Origin of the sequence: Pseudomonas sp. IB20 (assembly GCF_009707325.1) — a bacterium.
Taxonomy (GTDB): Bacteria; Pseudomonadota; Gammaproteobacteria; order Pseudomonadales; family Pseudomonadaceae; genus Aquipseudomonas.
This window is the reverse complement of the sequence record NZ_CP046103.1, coordinates 2,151,322-2,168,933: the sequence shown is the minus strand read 5'-3', so window position 1 is coordinate 2,168,933 and position 17,612 is coordinate 2,151,322. Positions and strand designations below refer to the sequence as shown.

Genomic DNA, 17,612 nt, shown 5'->3' with positions numbered 1-17,612 from the left:
ACTGCCTATGAACCTCATTGAAATCCGCGACCTGAGTGTCGCCTTCAGCGGCCAGACCGTGGTGAGCAAGCTGTGCCTGGACCTGCGCCCCGGCGAATGCCTGGCGCTGGTGGGCGAGTCAGGCTCGGGCAAGTCGGTGACGGCCCACTCGATCCTGCAACTGCTGCCCGAAGCCGGCACGCAGACCACGGGCTCGGTGAAATATCGCGGCCAGGAGTTGATCGGCGCCTCGGCGGCCACCCTGCAAAAGCTGCGTGGCAACCGCATTGCGATGATCTTCCAGGAGCCGATGACTTCGCTCAACCCGCTGCACAGCATCGAAAAGCAGATCGGCGAAACCCTGCTGCTGCACAAGGGCCTGGGCGGCAAGGCGGCGCAGGCGCGCATCCTTGAACTGCTCGAATTGGTGGGCATCCAGAAACCCCTGGAGCGCCTCAAAGCCTATCCGCATCAGCTGTCCGGCGGGCAGCGCCAGCGGGTGATGATTGCCATGGCCCTGGCCTGCGAGCCGGAACTGTTAATCGCCGACGAACCCACCACCGCACTCGACGTGACGGTGCAGCGCAAGATCCTGCTGCTGCTCAAGTCCTTGCAACAGCGCCTGGGCATGTCGCTGCTGCTGATCAGCCATGACCTCAACCTGGTGCGCAGCATCGCGCAGCGCGTGTGCGTGATGCGCGCCGGTGAAATCGTCGAGCAGGCCGACTGCCAGACGCTGTTCAACGCACCGCAACACCCTTACAGCCGCCTGTTGCTGGATGCGGAACCGGCCGGCGATGCACTGTGCAGCGATGAGCGCGAAACGGTGTTGCAGGTCGATGACCTGACGGTGCAATTCCCCCTCAGCGGCGGGCTGTTTCAGCGCAAGACCTACCTGCGCGCGGTGGACGGTATCAGCCTCAGCGTGCAGCGCGGCAAGACCTTGGGGATTGTCGGCGAGTCCGGCTCGGGTAAATCGACCCTGGGCCAGGCGATTCTGCGTTTGCTCGATTCCACCGGCAGTATCCGCTTCCAGGGCGAGGCCCTCGACCCGCTCAACCACAAGCAAATGCGCCCGTGGCGCAAGCAGATGCAGGTGGTGTTCCAGGACCCTTACGGCAGCCTCAGCCCGCGCATGTCGGTGGAGCAGATCATCAGCGAAGGCCTGGAAGTGCACGCACCGTGCAGCCTGGCCGAGCGCGATGCGCAAGTGATGCAGGTGCTCAAGGACGTGGGCCTCGACCCCGCCAGCCGGCACCGTTACCCACACGAATTTTCCGGTGGCCAGCGCCAACGCATCGCCATCGCCCGCGCCCTGGTGCTTAAACCGGCGCTGATGCTGCTGGACGAACCCACTTCAGCCCTGGACCGCACGGTGCAGAAGCAGGTCGTGGCGTTGTTGCGTGAACTGCAAGAGAAGTACGGCCTGACTTACCTGTTTATCAGCCATGACCTGGCCGTGGTACGCGCCATGGCTCACGACATGATTGTGATCAAGGATGGCAAGGTGGTGGAGCGTGGCGCGAGTCATGAGGTATTTGAAGCGCCCCAGCACGCGTACACCAAAGAACTGCTGGCGGCTGCGCATATCCCCTTGTGAGAGACGTCAGCGATCACAGGATTCGGCACGCATGAATAGCAACGAAAGCCTCAAGGACTACCAACAGGTTCGCGGCCTGGCCATCCAGTCGCTGTTCGAGATCATCGAGCAGTCCAGCGAAGGCACGGTGATCGTCGACCGCGACGCGAATATCGTGTGGATGAACGAGCGCTACGCCAAGCGTTTCGGCCTCAAAAGCGCCGACGAGGCCATCGGCCAGCCCTGCGAACAGGTGATTTCCAACAGCCTGTTGCGCCAGGTGGTGCGCAATGACCAGCCGATCTTGCTGGACATCCAGGACACGCCCAAAGGCCCGCTGGTGGTGATGCGCCTGCCAATTCACGACGATGCCGGCGCGGTGATCGGTGCGATTGGCTTTGCGCTGTTCGACGAGCTGCGCAACCTGTCGCCGCTGATCGAGCGCTACCTGAGCATGCAGCAGGAGCTGGCGTCGACCCGCTCGCTGTTGCGCTCGCGCCAGAGCAAATACAACTTCGCGCACTTTATCGGCACCAGCGCGGCCAGCCTGGAAGTCAAACGCCGGGCGCGGCGCAGTGCGAGCGCTGAGTCGCCAGTGTTGCTGCTCGGCGAAACCGGCACCGGCAAGGAGCTGCTGGCCCAGGCGATTCACGGCGCATCACCGCGTGCGCACAAAGCCTTCGTCAGCATCAACAGCGCGGCGATTCCCGGTGACCTGCTCGAAGCCGAGTTCTTCGGCACCGCGCCGGGCGCGTTTACCGGCGCCGACCGCAAAGGCCGCCCCGGCAAATTGCAGATCGCCCAGGGCGGCACGCTGTTCCTTGATGAAATCGGCGACATGCCGCTGCCGCTGCAAAGCAAACTGCTGCGGGTGTTGCAGGAAAAGGAATACGAGCCAGTGGGCTCCAATGAAATGCGGCACAGCGATGTACGGGTGATTGCCGCCACGTCCATGGACCTGGAGGCGGCGATCAAGCGCGGCGAGTTCCGCGCGGATTTGTATTACCGGCTGAATGTACTGCCGATCCAGGTGCCGCCGTTGCGTGAGCGGCTGGATGACATTCCGGCGTTGAGTGAGGCGATTCTGGAAGAGTTGCGCAGCCAGCATGAACTGGACCGCGAGGCACTGGCGCTGTTGGCGCAGCATGCGTGGCCGGGAAATATCCGAGAGCTGCGCAATGTGCTGGAGCGCGCGGCGTTGCTGAGTGATGACTTGGTGCTGGATGCGGGGGAGATTCGCGCCGCGATTGGCACGTTCAGCCCTGTGGCGCGTGGCGCGGTGGAAACGGTCGAGGGCGAGACGTTTGCGGCGGCGCGGGAGCGCTTTGATCGCCAGGTGATTGGGGCGGCTTTGGCGGCGTGTGAAGGCAACGTAGTAGGGGCAGCCAAGCGCCTGGGGCTGGGGCGGTCGACGCTGTACAAAAAAATGGTCGCCCTTGGCATTACCTAGTCTCTATATAGGGACGAGAATCTACAAATGTAGATATTCTAATGTGGGAGCGGGCTTGCACAACCTATCAAAAGATGTGTAGACACCTATGGCCATCGCAGCCAAGCCAGCCCCCACATTGAATATTCACCTGTCTCAAAATAGAGACAAAATTCAAAAACGCAGCTTAAAGTAAAAACAATATCCTTATATTTGAACATGTTAATGTGTTGGCACACATCTAGCTATAGCTCCTCTCCAAAGCACCACCCCACAAAAATAACAATTCGATCTGGAGACACACCATGAGTGTGATCATTGCCCTGGCAGCCCTCGCGCTGCTGATGCTGGCCGCCTACCGTGGCTACAGCGTTATCCTGTTTGCCCCCATCGCCGCCCTCGGCGCCGTCCTGCTCACCGACCCGTCCGCCGTCGCCCCTGCGTTTACCGGGGTGTTCATGGAAAAAATGGTCGGGTTCATCAAACTGTATTTCCCGGTATTCCTGCTCGGCGCGGTGTTCGGCAAGCTGATCGAACTGTCGGGCTTCTCGCGCGCCATCGTCGCCGCCGCGATCCGTTTGCTCGGCACGCGCCAGGCGATGCTGGTGATCGTGCTGGTTTGCGCCCTGCTCACCTACGGCGGCGTCTCGCTGTTTGTGGTGGTGTTTGCGGTGTACCCGTTTGCGGCGGAGATGTTCCGTCAGAGCAATATCCCCAAGCGCCTGATCCCGGCGACCATCGCCCTCGGCGCGTTCTCGTTCACCATGGACGCCCTGCCCGGCACGCCGCAGATCCAGAACATCATCCCCAGCACCTTCTTCAACACCACCGCGTGGGCCGCGCCGTGGCTGGGCTTGATCGGCACGATCTTCGTGTTCTGTGCCGGCATGCTCTACCTGGCGCGCCAGCGCAACAAGGCCCAGCGTGCCGGTGAAGGCTACGGCACCGAGCTGCGCAACGAGCCGGAAACTGCTGAAAATATCGCCCTGCCTAACCCGTGGATCGCACTGTCGCCGCTGCTGCTGGTGGGCGTGATGAACCTGCTGTTCACCCACTGGATCCCACAGTGGTACGGCAAGACCCACAGCCTCAGCCTGCCGGGCATGAGCGCGCCGGTGACCACCGAAATCGCCAAGCTCACAGCGATCTGGGCGGTGCAGGCGGCGTTACTGGTCGGCATCGTGATGGTGTTGGTATTCGGCTGGTCGGCAATTCGCAGCAAGCTCGCCGAAGGCAGTAAAAGCGCGGTGAGCGGTGCGCTGCTGGCGGCGATGAACACCGCGTCGGAATACGGCTTTGGCGCGGTGATCGCCTCGTTGCCGGGCTTTCTGGTGCTGGCGGACTGGCTCAAGGGCATCCCCAACCCGCTGGTCAACGAAGCGATTACCGTGACCTTGCTGGCCGGCATCACCGGTTCCGCCTCCGGCGGCATGAGCATTGCCCTGGCGGCGATGTCCGAGAGCTTTATTTCGGCGGCCCATGCGGCCAATATCCCCCTTGAAGTGCTGCACCGGGTCGCGGCCATGGCCAGCGGCGGCATGGACACCCTGCCTCACAACGGCGCGGTGATCACGCTGCTGGCGGTGACCGGGCTGACCCACCGCGAAGCCTACAAGGACATTTTCGGCATCACGATTATCAAGACCCTTGCGGTGTTCGTGGTGATCGGTACTTTCTACGCCACCGGCATTGTGTGAGGTTTTCATGACGACTTTGAACGGCAAGACCGCCCTGGTTACCGGCTCCACCAGCGGCATCGGTTTGGGCATCGCGCTGAGCCTGGCCAAGGCCGGCGCCAACCTGATCCTCAACGGCTTTGGCGACGCCAGCGCGGTGATCGCCCAGGTGCAGGCGTTCGGCGGCAAGGTCGGCCACCACCCGGCCGACGTCAGCGACCCGGCACAGATCGCCGACATGATCGCCTACGCCGAGCGTGAGTTCGGCGGCGTGGACATTCTGGTCAACAACGCCGGCATCCAGCATGTGTCGGCGGTGGAAGACTTCCCGGCCGAACGCTGGGACTCGATTATCGCGATCAACCTGTCTTCGGTGTTCCACAGCACGCGCTTGAGTTTGCCAGGCATGAAGGCCAAGGGCTGGGGGCGCATCGTCAACATCGCCTCCGTGCATGGCCTGGTCGGTTCGGTGGGCAAGGCCGCATATGTGGCGGCTAAGCATGGGGTGATCGGTTTGACCAAGGTGGTGGGCCTGGAAACCGCCACCAGTAACGTCACCTGCAACGCCATCTGCCCGGGCTGGGTGCTGACGCCGTTGGTGCAAAAGCAGATTGATGACCGCGCAGCCAAAGGCGTGGGCCCGCAGCAGGCGCAGCATGATTTGCTCTCGGAGAAACAGCCGTCGCTGGAGTTTGTGACGCCGCCGCAGCTGGGTGAGTTAGTGTTGTTTTTGTGCAGTGAGGCGGGCGCCCAGGTGCGTGGTGCCGCGTGGAACATCGACGGCGGCTGGCTGGCCCAATAAAAACAGACACTGAAGATCAAATGTGGGCGCTGGACGCGCTGGGTCAGCTGGCTCATGCATGACTGATACACCGCTATCGCAGGCAAGCCAGCTCCCACAGGTTGGCGCTGTGTTGTTGGGTAGATTGATACAAGAACAAGAGACTTTGCTGATGTCCGAAATCCTCTGGCAACCCTCCCCCGAACGTATTCGCAACACGCGCATGGACCAGTTCCGGCGCTTTATCAATGAGCGTCACGGCCTGCAACTGCCCGACTACCCTGCCCTGCACCAGTGGAGCATCGACCAGCGCCCCTACTTTTGGCAGGCCATCGTCGCGTTCTTCGACGTAGCGTTTCGCAGCCCGCCCACCACGACGTTGATCGAAGACACTGAGATGCCCAACGCCCAGTGGTTCCCCGGCGCCACCCTGAACTTTGCCGAACACCTGCTGCGCCGACGCGACGATCACCCGGCGGTGGTCGCGATCAGCGAGGACGGCCAGCGCGAACAGCTGACCTACGCCGAACTGGCCGAACACGTCGCCGGCCTGCAACACAGCCTGCGCGCGGCCGGTGTCGGCGTGGGCGACCGCGTAGCCGCGTGCATGCCCAACACCTGGCAAACCCTGGTGGGCATGCTCGCCACCACCAGCCTCGGGGCGATATGGTCGTGCTCGTCGCCGGACTTCGGCACCCAAGGCGTGGTCGATCGGTTTGGCCAGATCGAACCCAAGGTGTTGATCACCTGCGCGGGTTACCGCTATGCCGGCAAGGACATCGACCAGACGGCCAAACTGAATGAAATCCTCGAACGCCTGCCGTCCCTCGAACAGTTGATTATCGTGCCCTATGCGCGGCCGCAAGCGCGCGCCGAAGACTATCGGACCCCGGCCAAGGTCGCGCTGTGGCGTGATTTTTACCAACCCAACGGCGTGCCCGATTTCGTTGCGGTGCCGTTCGATCACCCGCTGTACATCCTCTATTCCAGCGGCACCACCGGCGTGCCCAAGTGCATCATCCACGGCACCGGCGGCGTGCTGCTCACCCACCTCAAGGAGCACGGCCTGCACGCCGATCTGTCGCGCGAGGACTGCCTGTTCTACTACACCACCTGCGGCTGGATGATGTGGAACTGGCTGGTGTCGGTGCTGGCCCTCGGCGCCACGGCGGTGCTGTATGACGGCTCACCGTTTCACCCAGGACCTGCGCGCTTGGTCGACCTGATCGACGCGGAAAAAATCAGCGTGTTCGGCACCAGCCCCAAGTTCCTCGCCACCCTGGAGAACGCCGGGCTGCAACCACGCTTGAGCCACGACCTGAGCAGCCTCAAGGGCCTGATCTCGACGGGCTCGCCGCTATCGCCGCAAAGCTATGACTACGTGTACCGCGAAATCAAGGGCGAGCTGTGCCTGTCGTCGATGTCCGGCGGCACCGATATCGTCTCCTGTTTTGTGATCGGCAACCCGGTGCTGCCGGTGCGCCGTGGTGAGATGCAATGCAAGAGCCTGGCGATGGCCATCGAAGTGTGGGACGACCAGGGCAAGCCGCTGATCGGCGAAAAAGGCGAGTTGGTGTGCACCCGGCACTTTCCGGCCATGCCGATTGGCCTGTGGAATGACCCGCAGCAGAAAAAACTGCGCGCCTCGTATTTCAGCCAGTTTCCCGGGGTGTGGGCCCAGGGCGACTACGCCGAGCAGCGCCCGAATGGCAGCCTGCTCATCCACGGCCGCTCTGACGCGGTGCTTAACCCCGGCGGCGTGCGCATCGGCACAGCGGAGATTTATCGCCAGGTGGAAAAGGTCCCGCAGGTGCTGGAAAGCCTGGCCATCGGCCAACGCTGGCAGGACGATGTGCGCGTGGTGCTGTTTGTGCGCCTCAATGACGGCGTCGAACTCGATGAGGCCCTGCAGCAGCAGATTCGCCAGGTGATCCGCGCCAACACCACGCCGCGCCACGTGCCGGCGAAGATCCTCGCTGTCAGCGATATCCCGCGCACCCTCAGCGGCAAGATCGTCGAACTCGCGGTGCGTAACGTGGTGCATGGCGAGCCGGTGAAGAACACCGATGCCCTGGCAAACCCGCAGGCCTTGGAGCAATTTCGCCATCGCCCCGAGCTGGCTGAAGGATGAAAGGTTTCAGCGCAAAAGCACTCATTTGAAGACAAAGCCCCAATGCATGCTATTTTTCGAGGGGTAGTCAGCCGTTCCCGACTCGCGGGATAATCGGCTTTTGTGGTTTTTCAAAGTGTTATGCGTAGGGTTTTTTCATGAACGCAACATCCACCGGTAGCGAAGCTGCTGCATTGATTGCACGGCTGGACTGGGCGCAAAGCCCCCTCGGTGCGGCCAATGATTGGCCACAAAGCCTGCGCACAGCGGTGGATATCGTCGTCAACTCACCGATGCCGATGCTGCTGCTGTGGGGCGGCCAACTCACCCAGCTGTACAACGACAGTTTTGCCCGACTCGCAGGCAACAAGCACCCCGGCGCCATGGGCCAGCCGGCCCACGAGACCTGGCCGGAACTGGCGAGCTTCACCGCGCCGGTCTACGACGCGGTGCTGAGCGGCCAGGTGCGCAGCTTCAGCGAACAGCGTTTCGTGCTGCAACGCCACCATCGCGACACTGAAATCTGGCTCGACCTCACTTACAGCCCGGTCCGCGATGAAAGCGGCGCGGTCGCCGGCATCCTGGTCACCGCCATCGAAACCAACGAACGCCGCAGCAAAGCCTTGGAGCTGCAACAGCGCTCCGAAGACAGCCTCAAGGCCCAGCACAACTCCGAGCAACGCCTGCAACTGGCACTCGCGGCGACCGATGCGGTCGGCACCTGGGATTGGGACATCGGCGAAGACCGTTTTGTCGCCGACGCCCACTTCGCCTACCTGCACGGCGTTGACCCGAGTGATGCTGACCTCTTGCCGATCAGCGACTACCTGCACGGCGTGCACCCCGAAGACCGTGGCATGGTGGCGCGCAGCATCAAGCACTGCATCACCTTCGGCACCGAGTACGCCGAGGAGTACCGCCTGTTGCAAGCCGACGGCCAAGTGCGCTGGGTGTTTGCCCGTGGCCGTTGCTACAAGGATCACCAAGGCCGCCCGGCGCGCTTTTTAGGCGCGGCGCTGGACCTGACCGAACGCAAACACACTGAACAGGCCCTGCGCCAAAGCCAGACCGAGCTGCAGCTGATCATCAACGCCATGCCGGTGCTGATCGGCTACGTCGACCATGAAGAACGCTTTCGCTTGAACAACAGCGCGTACCTGGAATGGTACGGCATGACTCCGCAGGAGTTGTACGGCAAGAGCATCCGCGAAATCATCGGCGACGAACTGTATGCCGGGCGCGAGGACAAGATCGCCGCCGCCCTGCGAGGCAAGGCGTGCAGCTTCATGACGGTTACGCCGCACCACGACGGTCGGCCGCGCCATGCGTTGATGAAGTACCTGCCGCGCTTCAGCAATGACGGCTCGGTGAACGGTTTCTACATCTTTGTCATCGATGAAACCGAGCGCAAACTCACCGAAGAAGCGCTGCGCAACCTCAACGAAAACCTCGAAGAACGGGTGGCCCAGCGCACCCAGGCGCTGGCCGAGGCCAACCAGCGCCTGCAAAACGAGATGTTCGAACGCGAGCGTGCCGAAGATGCGCTGCGCCATGCGCAGAAGATGGAAGCGGTGGGCCAACTCACCGGCGGCATCGCCCATGACTTCAACAATATGCTCACCGGCATTATCGGCAGCCTCGACCTGATGCAGCGCTATATCGCCGGCGGGCGCAGTGACGAGATCGGCCGGTTTACCGACGCGGCGGTGTCCTCTGCCCACCGCGCGGCCGCCCTCACCCATCGGCTGCTGGCGTTCTCACGCCGCCAGTCGCTGGACCGGCGCCCGCTCGACCCAAACACGCTGGTGGCGTCCCTGGAAGACTTGTTCCGGCGCACCAAGGGCGCACACATCGCGCTCAAGGTGGAACTAGGCAAAGATATCTGGCCGGTCAACACCGATGCCAGCCAGCTCGAAAACGCCCTGCTCAACCTGGTGATCAACGCGCGTGATGCAATGCCTGACGGCGGCGAATTGTTGATCGAAACCGCCAACAGTTACTTGGACGGCACCGACATCACCACGCTGGAACCGGTCAAGGCCGGCGATTACGTGATGCTCGGCGTGAGTGACAACGGCAGCGGCATGGCGCCAAAGATTCTGGCCAAGGCGTTTGACCCGTTCTTCACCACCAAGCCCATCGGCCAGGGCACCGGTCTGGGGCTGTCGATGATCTACGGCTTCGCCCAGCAGTCCGGCGGCCACGTGACCATTCAAAGCGAGCCCGGCCAAGGCACCTGCGTACGCCTGTACCTGCCGCGCCTGCATGGCACGGCCTTGGAGAGCAACCTGCCGCAACACCTGAGCGAAGCCCCGCTGGCGCTGGCCGGTGAGGCGGTGGTTGTCGTCGAGGATGACCCTGCGGTGCGCATGTTGGTGGTCAACGTGCTGGATGAATTGGGCTACACCGCGCACCAGGCAGCCGACGCACGCGCGGCGCTGCCGTTGCTGGAGTCGGATTTGCGCGTGGACTTGCTGGTCACCGACGTCGGCCTGCCGGGCATGAACGGCCGGCAACTGGCAGAAATCGCCCGCCAGCATCGGCCCGGCCTGCGCGTGTTGTTCATGACCGGTTACGCCGAAAAAGCCGCCGAGCGCCAAGGCTTCCTGGAAGACGGCATGGACATGGTCGCCAAGCCGTTTTCCATCGACTTGCTGGCGACAAAAATCCGCAGCATGATCAGCGTCAACGAGTGAGTTCAGGCATAATCGCGCGCCCTTACGTTTGACCGTTGCAAGGTAACAACATGAAAGCCCAAGCCCGTCACATCCTGGTGAAAACCAGCGAAGAAGCCGAACAGCTCAAGCAGCGCATTGCCAAGGGCGAAGCGTTTGATGTGCTGGCCAAAAAGTACTCGACCTGCCCGTCCGGCAAGCGCGGCGGTGACCTGGGTGAAGTGCGGCCGGGGCAGATGGTGGGGGCGATTGATGCGGTGATCTTCAAGAAGCCGGTGAAAGTGGTGCATGGGCCGATCAAGAGCAAGTTTGGGTACCACTTGGTGCAGGTGTTTTACCGCGACTGACCAGCGATCGTTCCCACGCTTCGCGTGGGAATGCCTCACCGGACGCTCCGCGTCCGCTTCTGGGACGCAGAGCGCCCCTGGCTGCATGCCCACGCGGAGCGTGGGAACGATCAGTGTTTAGGGATCAGTGCTCCGGGCACCTGGATAACCCGGCTCGCCAACCGATGCCCAGCCAAGGCCGCCGCCTCTGGCGAACCACCCTTCAGCCGACTGGCCAAATACGCCGCACTGAACGAATCCCCCGCCGCCGTGGTGTCCACCACCTTCTCAACCTTCAGCGCCGGCACGGCAAAGCGCTCGCCCGCGCAGCGGATCAAACACGCCTGCGCCCCGCGCTTGAGCACCACCTCTGCCATCGCCGGGTACGCCGCAAACACCTGCTCGCTGTCGGCGTAGCCAAACAACGCACGCTCGTCGTCCTCGGTCAGCAAGGCGATATCCACTTCGGCCAACACCGTGTGATAGGCCGCGCGCGCCGCCTCGACGCTGGCCCACAAACGCGGGCGATAGTTGTTGTCGAACACCACCTGGCCACCGCGCTTGCGGGTTTCGATCAGGGTTTGCAGTAAACGAGCACGCCCGACTTCACCCAGCACCGCCAGGGTGATGCCGCTGAAATACACCACGTCGTAATCCGCCAGGGCGGCCAGGATCGGCTCGGCGGCCGGCGTGGTGAAGCAGTCGCGCACAGCGGCTTCGTTGCGCCAGTAGAGGAATTTGCGTTCACCGTTCGCGTCCGTCTGGATGCAGTACAAACCTGGCAAACGCCCGGGCAGGCGCTGCACCATGCCCAGGCCCAGGCCTTCTTCGGCCCAGTGCTTGCACATGGCATCGCTAAAGCTGTCATCGCCCAGGGCGGTGACGTAGTCGACCGTGCCGACATCGCCCAGCTCACGGCGCAGGTACACCGCCGCGTTCAGGGTGTCGCCGCCGAAGCTTTGTTGCAGGCTTGCATCGGCGCGGTGTTGGAGTTCGATCATGCATTCGCCGATGAGGGCGATGCGCGGTTGTGTGTTCATAGCCAATGTCTCTGGTGGGCGTTAAGGCCTCATCGCAGGCAAGCCAGCTCCCACATTTGAAATGTATTCACACTTCCAATGTGGGAGCTGGCTTGCCTGCGATGGGCGCGACGCGGTTTAGAAGCAGGTATGCAATGACTCAACCACCTCGCCCAAGCCCGCTCCCACAGTTGTAGCCAATGTCTCTGGTGGGCGTTAAGGCCTCATCGCAGGCAAGCCAGCTCCCACATTTGAAATGTATTCACACTTCCAATGTGGGAGCTGGCTTGCCTGCGATGGGCGCGACGCGGTTTAGAAGCAGGTATGCAATGACTCAACCACCTGCAACTGCTCATCCACCAGGCAGCCCACTTGCCACTTGTCGAAGGTCAGGCACGGGTGTGAAGTGCCGAAGGAAATGATGTCGCCAATACGCAACTCAACCCCAGGCGCAACGGTCATGAACGCGTGCTGGTCCATCACTGCGGTGACTTTGCAGGCGCTCACGTCATCGCCTTCAGCCGGCAGGATACCGGCCTTGTAGCGCTTGAGCGGCACCGGCAAGCCGGCGTCGTAGGCCACGTCGCGTTTGCCCAGGGCGATGACCGCAAAGCCTGGCTCGGGCATCGATTGCACGTGGGCCCAGATTTCCAGCGCCGGGCGCAGGCCTTCGTTGAGGTCGCTGCGGCGGTCGAGCACGCAGCATTGCGCCTCTTTGTAGATGCCGTGGTCGTGGGCCACATAACTGCCCGGGCGCAACACGCTGAGGAAACGGCCGGCGGCGTTCTGGCTCTCGAACGACTCGGCGATCAGGTCGTACCACGCCGAACCCGAGGCGGTGATGATCGGCTTGGGCAGGTCGAAAGAACCATTGTTTTGCAGGTCGACGGCCAGGCGCACCAGGCTGGCGGCGAAGTCGCGGATACCGCTGACGGCGTGCTCGCCGTGGATCACGCCTTCGTAGCCTTCAATGCCGGTGAGGGCCAAGGCTGGCTGGGCTTTGATCGCCGTGGCCAACTCGCGCACCTCCTGCTCGCTGCGGCAACCGCAACGGCCACCGACCACGCCGTACTCAATCATCACGTTCAAGCGCAGGCCACGGGCGGCGAAGAACAGGCCCAGGTCGGCGACGTTGTCCGGGTGATCGACCATGCAGTGGAAGTCGAAATCGTTGTCGGCCAGCAGGTCGGCAATCAACGCCATGTTCGGCGCGCCGACCAGTTGGTTGGCCATCAACACGCGGCGCACGCCACCGGCATAGGCGGCGCGGGTTTGCACCGCGTTAGCCAGGGTGATGCCCCAGGCGCCCGCCTCAATCTGGCGCTGAAACAGCGCCGGCATCATGCTGGTTTTGCCGTGGGGTGCGAGTTCTGCGCCGCTGTTGCTGACAAATGCCTGCATCCAGCGAATGTTGTGTTCCAGGGCGTCGCGATGCAGCACCAGAGCCGGCAGGCTGACGTCGCGGACCAAGTGAGCGCCAACGGCGGCGGCGCCTTTTTCAACGGCATTGAGGGCAGACATAAAAACTCCTATTCGTTGATGCGACGGGCCAGGTTGTTGGCGCTGTCGATCAACACCCGGCGATAGTCGTTGTAATTTTTAAGCGCGTCGGCCCGTGGGGCAACGATGCACAAGGTCGCAATGCTGATGCCCTGCGCGTCCCGCACCGGGGCGGCAAAGCAATGGGTAAAGGTGTCGGCCACGCTGTCGAAGGAGAAGAACCCATCGAGGGTGGCCTGGCGGATTTGCGCCAGGAAGGTTTCCAACGGCAGGCGCTGGCCGTCCGGCAGGATGAAATCGTCGTAGTCGATCAGGTCGATGATTTGCTGGTCGCTCAAGTGCCCCAGCAGCAGGCGCCCGGAAGCTGTCCACGGGATTGGCGCGTTTTCGCCGATGTCCGACGAGATGCGAAAATGCCGCTCGCCTTCGCGCATCAGCGCCACCGTGTATTTGCGCCCGTTGAGCAGGCACATTTGCGCGGTTTCGTGGGTTTGGCTGACGATTTCCTGCAAGGCATGGTCGGCCTCGCGGGTCAGGTCGAAATGACGCAGGTGCGCCTGGCCAAGGAAGTACAGCTGGCGGCCGAGGTAGACGTGACCGTCCTTGCCTACGGTTTCGAGGATGCGCCGTTCCAGCAACGACGCGACCAGTTCGTAGACCGTGGATTTGGGGCTGCCGATGCCGCTGGCGATATCATTCGGGCGCAGGGGCTGGCCGATTTCCTTGAGGAAATCGAGGATGTCGAATGCACGGTCCAGGCCTTTGGCGCGGCGTTTGATGGTGTCTTCGGTCATGGCAGTTTCGGTCCGGTCAAAGTCTAAAAGCTAGTGATAACCCTGTGGCGAGGGAGCTTGCTCCCTCGCCACAATAGCGCGCACAAGGCACCTGACGCTCTGCGTCACAGAAGCGGACGCAGAGCGTCCAGGGCGACGTTCCCACGCAGAGCGTGGGAACGAGCATTTAGCCTTTTTTCTTGTAGGCCACGCAATCAATCTCAACCTTGCAGTCCACCATCATGTTGGCCTGCACACAGGCGCGCGCCGGGGCGTGTTCTGGGGTGAAGTATTCGCCGAAGACTTTGTTGAAACTCCAGAAGTCCCGTGGGTCTTCCAACCACACGCCCACGCGCACGACGTCTTTGAGTTCAAAGCCGGCCTCTTCGAGGATCGCCACCACATTGCGCATGGTCTGGCGGGTCTGTTCGACGATGCCACCGCTGATGATTTCACCGTCCACCGCTGGCACCTGGCCCGAGACGTAGAGCCAGCCGTCCGCTTCCACTGCACGTGCGAAAGGACGAGGTTGGCCACCGCCGGCGGTGCTGCCGGTGCCGTAACGAGTAATGCTCATAAAGTTGCTCCTGATTAAAAACGAATGTTCTTCAAAAATTCCGCCAGGCGCGGCGATTGCGGGCGCTCGAAGATGTCCTTCGCGCTGCCCTGCTCTTCAATACGGCCCTGGTTCATGAATACGATCTTGTCTGATACTTCATAGGCAAAGCGCATTTCGTGGGTGACCAGCAACATGGTCATGCCCTCCTCCGCCAAGCCCTTAATCACGCTGAGCACCTCGCCCACCAACTCCGGGTCGAGGGCGGAGGTGACTTCGTCGAACAGCATCAGGCTTGGGTTCATCGCAATCGCACGGGCAATCGCCACGCGCTGTTGCTGGCCGCCGGACAACTGACCGGGGAAGTGGTTGCGCCGTTCCAGCAGGCCGACGCGGTCCAGCCATTTTTCGGCCAGGGCCACGGCTTCGTCCTTGCCCATCTTCTTGACCTTGAGCAAGCCGAGGGTGACGTTTTGCAAGGCCGTCAGGTGCGGGAACAGGTTGAACTGCTGGAAGGCCATGCCGGTCATCGCGCGGTGCTGGGCGATCACGCGCTCGGGGTGACGCACGCGCTTGCCGGCGATCTCACTGTAGCCGATGGACTCGCCGTCCAGGGTGATCTGCCCACCCTGGAATTCTTCCAGCAGGTTGACGCAACGCAGCAGCGTGGTCTTGCCCGAGCCGCTGGAGCCGATCAATGTCACCACGTTGCCGCGTTGCATGGACAGGTCGACGCCCTTGAGCACTTCGACCTCGCCGTACTGTTTACGCAGGCCGCGAATGTTCAGCAGCGGTTGTTCTTTTTGAGGTTGGTTCATGGCAAGGCCACCCGTTTTTCAATGTAGCGCCCGAATAACTCGATGGCGTAGTTGATGACAAAGAACAGAAACCCGGCGAACAGGTAGAACTCCAGAGTCATGAAGGTACGCGCAATCACTTGCTGGGTGCTCAGCAGCAGTTCGGCCACACCGATCACCGAGAGCAAGGTCGAGGCCTTGACGATTTCCGTGGAGGAATTGACCCAGGTCGGCAGGATCTGGCGCAGCGCTTGAGGCAACAGCACGTAGCCCAGGGATTGGTAGAACGTCAGGCCAATCGCCTTGCCCGCCTCCAGTTGCCCACGGGGAATGGCCTGCAGCGCACCGCGCACAATTTCCGAGACGTGGGAGCCGCAGAACAACGTCAGCCCGACGGCGCCGGCCTGGAACGCGGTGATCTGCCAACCGAGCGCCGGCAGCATGTAGAAACACGCCAACACCAGTACAAACACCGGTGTGCCACGGATCAGATCGACATACAGACGAAACGGCGCGCGCATCCAGAATTTGCCGTAGGTCAGGATCAACCCGGCGACAATGCCGATCAGCGTGCCGAAGATAATTGCCAGCGCAGACACATACACGCTGGCCTGAAAGCCCGCCCACAGGGTGTCCCGGGCGATCCACAACTCATGCAACACGCTTGGGGACTCGTACATGGAAACCCTCCTTAACGACGGATCGCCAGACGCTGTTCCAGGTAACGGAGCAGCATGGCAATGAGGTAACAGGCAGCCACGTAGAGCGCGGTCGTGACCATCCAGGTTTCAATCACCCGGTAGCTTTCGACGTTGATCTTGCGGGCGTAATAGGTCAGCTCCGGCACGGCAATCGCAGCGGCCAACGAGGTGTCCTTGAACAGCGAAATGAAGTTGTTCGACAGCGCCGGCAGCACGTTGCGCAGCATCACCGGCACGGTGATGTAGGCGCGGATACGCCACTCACCCAAGCCAATCGCCAGGCCGGCTTCACGCAAGCCCTTGGGAATATTCAACAGCCCGGCGCGGAACACTTCGGTCAGGTAAGCACCGGCGTACAACGACAGGGTAATGATGAAGGATGGGATTTTATCCAGACGAATGCCCAGTGACGGCAGTGCGAAGTAGATCAACAGGATCAGCACAAGGATCGGCGTATTGCGCACTACCGTCACATACACCGAGGCGAAGATTCGCAACGCGCGGTGCTTGGACAGCATGGCAAACGCCATCATCAAGCCGATCACGCAGCCAATCGCGATCGACAGCAATGCCAGCTCAAGGCCCAGGCCGAGCCCCGCCAGCAAGCTGGGAAAATCACGCCACACGGCGGCAAAGTTCAACTGATAGTTCATGGTCGGCAGTACCTGATTGGGGCGTCGTCAGCGACGCCCCAGGGTTACGATTTACTTGAACTCAACCGGGAAACCGATCGCCGGCTCTGGCAAATCCACACCGAACCACTGTTTGAACGAGGCTTTGTAGGTGGGGAACTCCACGCCGGTCATGGCTTCATGTAACGCAGTGTTGACGAAGTTCAGCCAGTCCTGGTCGCCACGCTTGACCGCGCACGCATAGGTTTGCGGGCTCCAGGCGTAGGTCGGGCTGCGGTAGCGGCCTGGGTTCTGCACCATCAGGTACTTGACCGAGGATTGGTCGGTGGCAGCAGCATCGGCGCGGCCGGAGTTCACGGCCTGGTACATCAGGTCGACGCTGTCGTATTGGTCAACCTTGGCCTTGGGCAGTGCCTGGTGCACCAGTTCTTCGGCGTAGACGTTTTGCAGCACGGCCACGGTAACGCCATCGCCGCCCGCCTGCAGGTCTTCGATTTCTTTGTATTTGCTGTTATTCGGCAACAACAGGCCCACGCCTTCGCGGTAGTACGGCAAGGTAAAGGCCACCTGCTGCGCACGGCTGGCGGTAACGGTGATGAACTGGCAACTCATGTCGACCTTATTGGTCAGCAGGTTGGGAATACGCGCGTCGGAGGACTGCACCACAAACTCGACCTTGCTCGGGTCGTTGAACAAACCCTTGGCCACGATGCGGCCGATATCGATATCAAAACCCTGCAACTTGCCATCCGCTCCCTGGAAGTGCCACGGCGCATTGGTACTGCCTGTACCCACGATGAGATGCCCACGCTTGAGCACATCATCGAGCTTGCTGTCCGCCGCTTGCACAACGCTTGCGAGGGAAGCCGATGCGGCGAAGAGAAAAACACACGCTTTAAACACGGAAGGTCGGTGATGCATGACAAGCACTCCAGGAGTTGTGTATTCCGCTATACCGGAACTTGGTATGTAACAACGGAATAGACAGCAGAAAGTGTGCCATACGCTGTAGGAGAAAAACATGTCGGGGATTAATTCGTTTTAAATCAGGTAGATAAATTTTTCGGGGAGTAACGCGC

Annotated in this window: 15 protein-coding genes; 7 read left to right on the top strand and 8 right to left on the bottom strand. The window is 61.7% G+C overall.

Annotated features, from left to right (window positions below; translation table 11 throughout):
* Positions 1 to 7 precede the first annotated feature (7 nt).
* From GJU48_RS10145 to GJU48_RS10115, 7 genes are all read left to right on the top strand, one after another.
* Positions 8 to 1,579 (top strand): ABC transporter ATP-binding protein, encoded by a 1,572-nt coding sequence (locus tag GJU48_RS10145; RefSeq protein ID WP_094952982.1) that lies wholly within the window; start codon positions 8 to 10, stop codon positions 1,577 to 1,579.
* A 31-nt stretch (positions 1,580 to 1,610) separates the two neighbouring features.
* A complete protein-coding gene (locus GJU48_RS10140) occupies positions 1,611 to 3,008 on the top strand; it encodes a sigma-54 interaction domain-containing protein (RefSeq protein WP_094952983.1) in 1,398 nt (465 codons plus the stop codon).
* Positions 3,009 to 3,292: 284 nt separating this feature from the next.
* Positions 3,293 to 4,684, top strand: a complete 1,392-nt coding sequence (locus GJU48_RS10135) for a GntP family permease (RefSeq protein ID WP_094951624.1) — start codon at positions 3,293 to 3,295, stop codon at positions 4,682 to 4,684.
* A gap of 7 nt (positions 4,685 to 4,691) precedes the next feature.
* Positions 4,692 to 5,465: a 3-hydroxybutyrate dehydrogenase gene (locus tag GJU48_RS10130; RefSeq protein ID WP_094951625.1), complete on the top strand. Its 774-nt coding sequence runs from the start codon at positions 4,692 to 4,694 to the stop codon at positions 5,463 to 5,465.
* A 151-nt stretch (positions 5,466 to 5,616) separates the two neighbouring features.
* Positions 5,617 to 7,575: an acetoacetate--CoA ligase gene (locus GJU48_RS10125; RefSeq protein WP_094951626.1), complete on the top strand. Its 1,959-nt coding sequence runs from the start codon at positions 5,617 to 5,619 to the stop codon at positions 7,573 to 7,575.
* A 137-nt stretch (positions 7,576 to 7,712) separates the two neighbouring features.
* On the top strand, positions 7,713 to 10,250 hold the full coding sequence (locus GJU48_RS10120; RefSeq protein WP_094951627.1) for a PAS domain-containing hybrid sensor histidine kinase/response regulator: 2,538 nt from the start codon (positions 7,713 to 7,715) through the stop codon (positions 10,248 to 10,250).
* A gap of 50 nt (positions 10,251 to 10,300) precedes the next feature.
* Positions 10,301 to 10,576 carry a peptidylprolyl isomerase gene (locus GJU48_RS10115; protein ID WP_003174397.1) on the top strand — a complete coding sequence of 92 codons (276 nt, stop codon included), beginning with the start codon at positions 10,301 to 10,303 and terminating at the stop codon, positions 10,574 to 10,576.
* A gap of 110 nt (positions 10,577 to 10,686) precedes the next feature.
* Here GJU48_RS10115 and GJU48_RS10110 read toward each other — a convergent pair whose 3' ends face one another.
* From GJU48_RS10110 to GJU48_RS10075, 8 genes are all read right to left on the bottom strand, one after another.
* Complete coding sequence (locus GJU48_RS10110) at positions 10,687 to 11,595, bottom strand: sugar kinase (RefSeq protein ID WP_094951628.1); 909 nt, start codon at positions 11,593 to 11,595, stop codon at positions 10,687 to 10,689.
* A gap of 291 nt (positions 11,596 to 11,886) precedes the next feature.
* On the bottom strand, positions 11,887 to 13,095 hold the full coding sequence (locus GJU48_RS10105) for an amino acid deaminase (protein WP_094951629.1): 1,209 nt from the start codon (positions 13,093 to 13,095) through the stop codon (positions 11,887 to 11,889).
* A gap of 8 nt (positions 13,096 to 13,103) precedes the next feature.
* Positions 13,104 to 13,868 (bottom strand): IclR family transcriptional regulator, encoded by a 765-nt coding sequence (locus GJU48_RS10100; RefSeq protein WP_094951630.1) that lies wholly within the window; start codon positions 13,866 to 13,868, stop codon positions 13,104 to 13,106.
* A gap of 166 nt (positions 13,869 to 14,034) precedes the next feature.
* The gene (locus tag GJU48_RS10095; RefSeq protein WP_094951632.1) at positions 14,035 to 14,424 is read right to left on the bottom strand and encodes a RidA family protein; all 390 of its coding nucleotides are present in this window, start codon (positions 14,422 to 14,424) and stop codon (positions 14,035 to 14,037) included.
* 14 nt (positions 14,425 to 14,438) lie between these two features.
* Entirely contained in the window at positions 14,439 to 15,221 is a 783-nt protein-coding gene (locus tag GJU48_RS10090) for an amino acid ABC transporter ATP-binding protein (RefSeq protein ID WP_094951633.1), read from the bottom strand.
* A complete protein-coding gene (locus GJU48_RS10085) occupies positions 15,218 to 15,880 on the bottom strand; it encodes an amino acid ABC transporter permease (RefSeq protein WP_094951634.1) in 663 nt (220 codons plus the stop codon). Before GJU48_RS10085 ends, GJU48_RS10090 begins: the two co-directional genes overlap by 4 nt.
* An 11-nt stretch (positions 15,881 to 15,891) precedes the next feature.
* Positions 15,892 to 16,554, bottom strand: a complete 663-nt coding sequence (locus GJU48_RS10080; protein ID WP_028616418.1) for an amino acid ABC transporter permease — start codon at positions 16,552 to 16,554, stop codon at positions 15,892 to 15,894.
* 51 nt (positions 16,555 to 16,605) lie between these two features.
* Complete coding sequence (locus tag GJU48_RS10075; RefSeq protein WP_094951635.1) at positions 16,606 to 17,454, bottom strand: transporter substrate-binding domain-containing protein; 849 nt, start codon at positions 17,452 to 17,454, stop codon at positions 16,606 to 16,608.
* Positions 17,455 to 17,612 lie beyond the last annotated feature (158 nt).

Bases quoted from the DNA above. Each gene is read 5' to 3' on its own strand.
- GJU48_RS10145 (WP_094952982.1), top strand. From the start codon at position 8: ATGAACCTCATTGAAATCCGCGACCTGAGTGTCGCCTTCAGCGGCCAG.
- GJU48_RS10115 (WP_003174397.1), top strand. From the start codon at position 10,301: ATGAAAGCCCAAGCCCGTCACATCCTGGTGAAAACCAGCGAAGAAGCC.
- GJU48_RS10090 (WP_094951633.1), bottom strand. From the start codon at position 15,221: ATGAACCAACCTCAAAAAGAACAACCGCTGCTGAACATTCGCGGCCTG.
- GJU48_RS10085 (WP_094951634.1), bottom strand. From the start codon at position 15,880: ATGTACGAGTCCCCAAGCGTGTTGCATGAGTTGTGGATCGCCCGGGAC.
- GJU48_RS10135 (WP_094951624.1), top strand. From the start codon at position 3,293: ATGAGTGTGATCATTGCCCTGGCAGCCCTCGCGCTGCTGATGCTGGCC.
- GJU48_RS10075 (WP_094951635.1), bottom strand. From the start codon at position 17,454: ATGCATCACCGACCTTCCGTGTTTAAAGCGTGTGTTTTTCTCTTCGCC.
- GJU48_RS10120 (WP_094951627.1), top strand. From the start codon at position 7,713: ATGAACGCAACATCCACCGGTAGCGAAGCTGCTGCATTGATTGCACGG.
- GJU48_RS10130 (WP_094951625.1), top strand. From the start codon at position 4,692: ATGACGACTTTGAACGGCAAGACCGCCCTGGTTACCGGCTCCACCAGC.
- GJU48_RS10140 (WP_094952983.1), top strand. From the start codon at position 1,611: ATGAATAGCAACGAAAGCCTCAAGGACTACCAACAGGTTCGCGGCCTG.
- GJU48_RS10080 (WP_028616418.1), bottom strand. From the start codon at position 16,554: ATGAACTATCAGTTGAACTTTGCCGCCGTGTGGCGTGATTTTCCCAGC.
- GJU48_RS10125 (WP_094951626.1), top strand. From the start codon at position 5,617: ATGTCCGAAATCCTCTGGCAACCCTCCCCCGAACGTATTCGCAACACG.
- GJU48_RS10100 (WP_094951630.1), bottom strand. From the start codon at position 13,868: ATGACCGAAGACACCATCAAACGCCGCGCCAAAGGCCTGGACCGTGCA.
- GJU48_RS10105 (WP_094951629.1), bottom strand. From the start codon at position 13,095: ATGTCTGCCCTCAATGCCGTTGAAAAAGGCGCCGCCGCCGTTGGCGCT.
- GJU48_RS10110 (WP_094951628.1), bottom strand. From the start codon at position 11,595: ATGAACACACAACCGCGCATCGCCCTCATCGGCGAATGCATGATCGAA.
- GJU48_RS10095 (WP_094951632.1), bottom strand. From the start codon at position 14,424: ATGAGCATTACTCGTTACGGCACCGGCAGCACCGCCGGCGGTGGCCAA.